General features: G+C 67.7%; 3 protein-coding genes. All 3 read right to left on the reverse strand.

Features of this window, described 5'->3' with window-relative positions; all coding sequences use genetic code 11:
* Window positions 1–264 precede the first annotated feature (264 nt).
* Window positions 265–1,227, reverse strand: a complete 963-nt coding sequence (locus tag ACFOGJ_RS25115) for a cation diffusion facilitator family transporter (protein WP_379905824.1) — start codon at window positions 1,225–1,227, stop codon at window positions 265–267.
* 32 nt (window positions 1,228–1,259) lie between these two features.
* Complete coding sequence (locus ACFOGJ_RS25120; RefSeq protein WP_379905826.1) at window positions 1,260–3,314, reverse strand: response regulator; 2,055 nt, start codon at window positions 3,312–3,314, stop codon at window positions 1,260–1,262.
* The coding region (locus tag ACFOGJ_RS25125; RefSeq protein ID WP_379905828.1) for a hybrid sensor histidine kinase/response regulator at window positions 3,311–7,398 on the reverse strand (4,088 nt) is incomplete at its 5' end. The genes ACFOGJ_RS25125 and ACFOGJ_RS25120, both read right to left, overlap by 4 nt.

Consider the following 7,398-nt stretch of genomic DNA (forward strand, 5'->3'; position numbering starts at 1 on the left):
CGATCCGCTGACTGACTGCATCGTCCCTCCGCCATACGGCCCTTCTGGCCGCCGCGATGATACGCCGGGCCGCACCCGTGGCAACCAAGGTCGGATGCAATACTTCCGTCATGAAAGGCAGGGCAGTCATGGATCGCACCGATACAGGAACAGCTTCCCTAGATGGGGCTGCGATGGTGCCCTTTCGGTCGGCCGATAGGCCTGCCGGCTGACGCGGCAGGTCGCGACAGGGCTTCGTTGCCCCGTGAAGGGGCGATCGCGTCTTCAGGAGCCGGTGCCGTGCGCCGCCTTGGTACGGCGGGCATCGGCGGCATGATGCTCCGCGGCCTGCGCCTCGATGAATATTCGCGTGACCGTGGGGAAGCGCGCCTTCATCTCGCGTTCAAGCCGGGCGACGGTGGCCTCGATATCGGCCAGGGTGGAACGGTCGTGGAAGTCCAGGCTGATCGTCGCCAGGATGTCGTTCGGGCCGAAATGCAGGGTACGCAGCTCGTTCACCGCCCGCACCGCGGGCTCCGCCAATGCCATCCGCGTCAGCCCCGCAACGGTGGAGCCGCGCGCCGCCTCGCCGGTCAGCAGGCTCTTGGTCTCGTACGCCAGCGCCACCGCGGTGCAGGCCAGGATGGCGGCGATCGCAAGGGAGGCCGCGGCATCGGCCCAGGCCAGGCCCAGGAACTGCGACGCCAGCAGGCCGGCGAAGGCGGCGACGAGGCCCAGCATGGCGGCGCTGTCCTCGAACAGCACGGTGAAGACGGTCGGGTCCTTCGACTGCCGGACCTCGTCCAGCAGGCTGCGCTTTCCGCGGATCCGGTTGAACTCGCGGAACGCCAGGAACCAGGCGACGCCTTCGAACAGCATCGCCGCGCCCAGCACGGCATAGTTGATCCCGTAGTCAGTGACCGGGTGCGGGTCGGAGATCTTCGCCAGTCCCTCGTAGAAGGAGATCCCGGCGCCCAGGCCGAAGATCAGGATCGCCACCACGAAGGCCCAGAAGTAAAGCTCCATGCCATAGCCGAAGGGATGTTCGTCGTCGGCCGGCCGGCGCGACCGGGCGATGCCGAACAGCAGCAGGCCCTGGTTGCCGGTGTCCACCAGGGAATGGATCGCCTCCGACAGCATGGCGGAAGAGCCGGTATAGGCACCGGCGGCGAACTTGGTCGCCGCGATCAGGGCATTGCCCGCCAGCGCGGCATAGATGACGGTCTTCGAGGCGCTCTGTGCGGCCATGGGGCCTCCTTGCTTCGCTTTGCCCTGGCGCCCTAATCCATCGCGCTGCGGATGGCCTGTGCCAGCTCGAAATCGCGGTAGGGCTTGCGCAGGAAGGCGGCGTCGACCGGCGCTTCCGACCCCGCCGTGACCTCCCCCCCATAGGCGGAGGTGAACAGCACCTTCAGTTCGGGGCGCCGGCGCTGCGCCTCCCGGGCGAGCTGATAGCCGTTGGCGGAGCCCGGCATGATGATGTCGGTGAACAGCAGGCAGACACGCTTCGATGCGTCCAGCGCCGCCAGTGCGGCATCCGCATTGCCGGCTTCCTTCACCGTGTAGCCGAGTTCGCGCAGGGTGCTGACCGCGCTCTGGCGGACCGCCTCTTCGTCCTCCACCACCAGGATGCATTCGCGCTTCCGGGCGCGCGGCAGTTCGCCGCGTGCTTCGCCTTCTGCCGCGACGCCGCGCGCGTCGGTTGCGGTCGTGTCGCGCGGGAAGTAGAGCCGGACCCTGGTGCCCTCGCCCGCGCGACTGCTGATCGTCAGGTCGCCCTCGGCACGCCGCACGAAGCCGTGGATCGTACTCAGGCCGAGGCCGGTGCCATGGCCCGCCGCCTTCGTGGTGAAGAAGGCCTCGGTCGCCCGCGCCAGCACTTCGGGGGCCATGCCGACGCCGCTGTCGGCGACCTCGATCATGACGAAGGGGCCGTTGCGCAGGTCCGGTGCCGGTTCCACCCGGTCCCGTCCGATGGTGACGTTGCCGGTGCGGATCGTCACCGCGCCGCCATCGGGCATGGCGTCGCGCGCATTGACCAGCAGGTTGAGCAGGGCGGATTCGATCTGGCCCGGATCGCTGCGGACCGGCCAGAGCCCTTCGGCCAGTTCGGTCTCGATCTCCACCCGTTCCCCCAGGGTCCGGGCCACCAGGTCGGAAAGACCACGGATCTGCGCATTCAGGTCCAGCACCTGGGGGGCCAGGTTCTGCGCCCGTGCGAAGCCGAGCAGCCGCTGGGTGAAGTCGCGGCAGTGCAGCGCGCCCTGCAGGGCGCGGTCGACCCGGCGGGCCGCCCTGCCGCCCAGTTCCTCGTTGCGTTGCAGGGCGTCCAGATTGCCGATCACCACCGTAAGCATGTTGTTGAAGTCGTGCGCGATCCCGCCGGTCAGCTTGCCGATCGTGTCGATCTTCTGGGCGTGCATCAGCTGCTGCTCCAGCAGGTGCCGCTCGTGCACGTCCAGCAGGGTGCCGTAGATCCGCGCCGGACCGTCGCTGTCCGGCGCCTCCGCCATGACGCCCTGGTCCAGGAATGTGCGATAGCCGCCGTCGGCGCAGCGCCAGCGATACTCCACGGAATAGCTGTCGCCGGGGGCAAGCCCGCGCATCGCCCCGACAGCACGCTCGCGGTCCTCGTCATGCATGCGGTCCGGCCAGAAGCCTGGATCGGGGGACAGGTCCAGGGCGCTGAAGCCCAGCAGACGCTCCGCGCTCTCGCTGTGCAGGAAGGTGCGCACCGGCCCGTCGGCGGCCGGCGCCGCCTCGTAGACGGCGATCGGCAACAGCCGCAGGATCGTCGCCTCGCGTGCCTCGGTGGTGCGGAGCTGTCGTTCCGCGGCGACCTGCTCGCTCCGGATCCGCATGTTCTCGCGCAGCAGGCGGCGCTCCTGCTCCGCCTTGGCGCGGATCTCCGCGGATTGCCGGAACAGCTCGACGAAGACCGAGACCTTGGCCCGCAGGACGACCGGTTCCACCGGCTTGAAGACATAGTCTACCGCGCCCTCGGAATAGCCGCGATAGACCTGGGCATTGTCGCGGTCATAGGCGGTCAGGAAGATCACCGGGATGCGCCGCGACCGCTCGCGCTGTCGGATGAAGCCGACGGTCTCGTAGCCGTCCATCTCCGGCATGCGCACATCCATCAGGATCGCGCAGAATTCCCGCCGCAAGACCTGGCGCAGGGCCTCCTGTCCGGAGCCCACGGTCACGATGTCGGCGTCCAGGCTGGCCAGAATCTCGCGAAACGCCGTCAGGTTGGAGGGTTCGTCATCGACCACCAGCACGGCCGGTCGTTCGACCGCCGGCGGCGTGACCAGGGCCATCGGGTCCGCGCTCATTCCTCGACGGACCCGTCTTCGTCCTGTCCTCCCCTGCTTTCGTGACCTGACCGGGGGACCCCGTCCCCGCGGCGCGTTCCGCCGGCGGAACGGGCGGCCTCCGCTTTGTAAAGCCAGGTGCGCACGGTCGAGATCAGCTGCTCCGGATCGACCGGCTTGGCGAGATAGTCGGAGGCACCGGCGTCCAGGCATTTCTGCCGATCCTCCGCCATCGCCTTCGCCGTCACCGCGATCAGCGGCAGCGATCCCAGCGGTTCGCCCAGCCGGCGCAGGCGGCGCAATGTCTCGTAGCCGTCCATCTCCGGCATCATGATATCCACCAGCACCATGTCCAGGCCCGCCGTGTCATGCACCAGTGCGATGCCGCCTTCGCCGTCCTCCGCATGGAAGACCTCCACCCCGTGCTGTTCCAGAACGCTGGTCAGCGAGAAGATGTTGCGGATGTCGTCGTCGATGATCGCGATGCGCGCCCCGTTCAAGGCGGCGTCGGTACGGGAGACCCGGTCGATCGCTTCCTGTGCCTCGGCCCCCAGCTCCGCCACCGGCAGGTGCAGGTTCTTCGCAACTTCGTCGATCAAGGTGTCCCGATGGGCGGTGATCCGCCTCACGATCCAGGGCATTGGTGCGCGCAGCGCCTCCGCCGTCCTGGCGGAAAGGCTGGTTCCGGTATGGACGATCACCGGCAGTTCTCCTTCCAGCTTCCCGGACGGATCCCCGGGCAGGTCCGCATCGCGCAGCGCAGTCAGGAACTTCAGGCCCTGAGCCGGCGCCGCGGTCAGGTCGAGGACGACACAGTCCACCGGTTCCGCCTGCATCGCCTGCATCGCCTCTGTCCGCGGCACCACCTGGACCTGCAGCCTGTCGCCGGCGTCCAGGACGCCCGCCAGTCCCATATCCCCGCTGCCGACCACCAGAAGCCGTCGCGCCGGGCGGCTGACGAAGTCGCGCAGGCGGGTGAAGGAGGCGGCCAGAAGCTCCCGCTCCGCTGGCTTGCCGGTGAAGCCGAAGGCGCCCATCTCAAGCCCGCGCATCTTCTGTTCCTGCACGGAGATGATGTGGATCGGGATGTGGCGGGTGCCGATGTCATGCTTCAGCCGGTCGAACAGGGCCCAGCCGTGCATGTCCGGCAGGCCGATGTCGAAGGAGATCGCGTCGATGCGCTGCTCGCGCGCCATCGACAGCACCTCGCGGCCGCGGCCGATCACCACCCCTTTCATTTCGGTCTCGCGCACGATGTCCAGCAGTATGTTGGCGAAACCGACATCGTCCTCGACGATCAGCACGGCGGGGGTGCTGCCGTCGAGCTTGCGGCGGTCGTCAATGGCGGCGCTGGGAGCCGGCAGTGCGACCGCCTCCGGCGGCGGCGTCTCTGCGGTTGGAAGATTATGGGGCGGCAGACTGCGGGGCGGCAGGGTGCGGGTGGGGGCCGGCTCGCTGCCCGACAGGCTGTCGGCCGGGTCCAGGTCGATCGGCATGTACAGGGTGAAGGTGCTGCCCTTGCCCGCCTCGCTGCGCAGGGTGATCTCCGCGCCCAGCAGCTTGGCGATCTCGCGGCTGATCGACAGGCCGAGCCCGGTGCCGCCGTACTTCCGGCTGGTCGAGCCGTCGCCCTGCTGGAACGCCTCGAAGATGATCTTCTGGTGATCCTCGGAAATGCCGATCCCGGTATCGGAGATGGTGAAGGCGATCACCTGGGCGGAGGTCGACAGGACCGGATGGTCCGGGCTCCAGCCGTCCTTCGCCACCTGGGCGGTCAGCGCGACCTCGCCGTCATGGGTGAACTTGAAGGCGTTGGACAGTAGGTTGAACAGCACCTGCTGCAGGCGCATCGCATCGGTGTAGATCTGCTTCGGCAGACCCTTGTCGAAGTCGATCCTGAAGTCCAGGCCGCGCTCGGCGGCGACCTGGTCGAAGGTCCGACGCAGATGCTCCTCCAGCCCCTCGAAGCGCAGCTCCCGGACATCGACCTGCATCGCGCCGGATTCGATCTTGGACAGGTCCAGGATCTCGTTGATCAAGGACAACAGGTCGTTGCCGGAGGAATAAATCGTCCGCGCGAACTCGATCTGCTTGTCGTTCAGGTTGCGGTTGGCATTGTCGGCCAGCAGCTTCGACAGCACCAGCATGGAGTTCAGCGGCGTGCGCAGCTCGTGGCTCATGTTCGCCAGGAATTCCGACTTGTAGCGGGACGTCAGGGCCAGCTGCTCCGCCTTTTCCTCCACCGACTGCTTGGCGCGCTCCACTTCCATGTTGGTGGCCTCCACCTGGCGCTTCTCCGCCGCCAGCAGCTGTGCCTTCTCCTGCAGTTCGTCGTTCTTGCGGCGCAGTTCCTCCTGCTGCGACTTCAGCAGGTCCTCCGACTGGCGCAGCGTGGCGGCCTGCTGTTCCAGCCGGTCGTTGGTGGTGCGCAGCTCCTCCTGCTGGCTCTGCAGTTCCGCCGTCAGGCGCTGCGACTGCTTCAGCAGGTCCTCGGTGCGCATGTTGGTGGCGATCGTGTTCAGCACGATGCCGATGCTCTCCATCAGCTGGTCCAGGAAGGACAGGTGCGCCTCGTTGAAGCGGTTGAAGGAGGCCAGCTCCAGCACCGCCTGGACCTCGCCCTCGAACAGCACCGGCAGGACGACGATGTTCAGCGGCTTGGCCTCGCCCAGCCCGGAGTTGATCTGCACATAGTCGTGCGGCACTTCGGTCAGCAGGATGCGGCTCTTCTCGAAGGCGCATTGCCCGACCAGGCCCTCGCGCAGGTGGTATCGGTTGGAGAGCGACTTGCGCTGCCGGAAGGCATAGCTGGCCAGCAGGTCCAGCACCGTGCCTTCCTCGCGGCTCCGCTCCTCGTCCTCCTCCGACCGCGCCATGTAGAAGACGCCGTGCTGGGCATTGACCAGCGGCGCCAGTTCCGACAGCACCAGGTTGGAGACGGTGACCAGGTCGCGCTCGCCCTGCAGCCGCCGGGTGAAGCGCGCCAGGTTGGTCTTGAGCCAGTCCTGCTCGGTGTTCTTGAGGGTCGTATCCTCAAGGTTGCGGATCATCTCGTTGATATTGTCCTTCAGCGCCGCGACCTCGCCGGAGGCCTCGACGGTGATGGACCGGGTCAGGTCGCCGGTGGTCACCGCGGTGGCGACCTCGGCGATGGCGCGCACCTGGGTGGTCAGGTTCGCCGCCAGCTGGTTCACGTTGTCGGTCAGGTCGCGCCACAGGCCGGCGGCGCCCGGCACCCGTGCCTGGCCGCCCAGCTTGCCCTCGATCCCCACCTCGCGCGCCACGTTGGTCACCTGGTCGCCGAAGGTGGCCAGGGTGATGATCATGCCGTTGATGGTGTCGGCGAGCGCGGCGATCTCGCCCTTGGCGTCCACCGTCAGCTTGCGGGTCAGGTCGCCCTTGGCGACCGCGGTGACCACGTCGGCGATGCCGCGCACCTGGTTGGTCAGGTTGGTCGCCATCATGTTCACGTTGTCGGTCAGGTCCTTCCAGGTGCCGGCGACCCCCTTCACGTCGGCCTGGCCGCCCAGCTTGCCCTCCGTGCCCACCTCCCGCGCGACGCGGGTCACCTCGGAGGCGAAGGAGTTCAGCTGGTCCACCATCGTGTTGATGGTGTCCTTCAGCTCCAGGATCTCGCCCTGGACATCCACCGTGATCTTCTTCGACAGGTCGCCGTTGGCGACCGCCGTCGTGACGTCGGCGATGTTGCGGACCTGGCTGGTCAGGTTGGTCGCCATCGCGTTCACATTGTCGGTCAGGTCCTTCCAGGTGCCGGCGACCCCCTTCACGTCGGCCTGGCCGCCCAGCTTGCCTTCGGTGCCCACCTCGCGCGCGACCCGGCTGACTTCCGAGGCGAAGGAGGAGAGCTGGTCCACCATGGTGTTGATGGTGTTCTTCAGCTCCAGGATCTCGCCCTTCACGTCGACGGTGATCTTCTTCGACAGGTCGCCGCGGGCCACCGCGGTCGTCACCTCGGCGATGTTGCGCACCTGGCCGGTCAGGTTGGTCGCCATCGCGTTCACGTTGTCGGTCAGGTCCTTCCAGGTGCCGGCGACCCCCTTCACGTCGGCCTGGCCGCCCAGCTTGCCTTCGGTGCCCACCTCGC

The sequence above is a fragment of the Marinibaculum pumilum genome, assembly GCF_042646425.1.
GTDB classification, from domain to species: Bacteria; Pseudomonadota; Alphaproteobacteria; order Ferrovibrionales; family Ferrovibrionaceae; genus Marinibaculum; species Marinibaculum pumilum.

Excerpts from the sequence above, each read along its gene's own strand:
- ACFOGJ_RS25120 (WP_379905826.1), bottom strand. The coding sequence starts at position 3,314 with ATGAGCGCGGACCCGATGGCCCTGGTCACGCCGCCGGCGGTCGAACGA.
- ACFOGJ_RS25115 (WP_379905824.1), bottom strand. The coding sequence starts at position 1,227 with ATGGCCGCACAGAGCGCCTCGAAGACCGTCATCTATGCCGCGCTGGCG.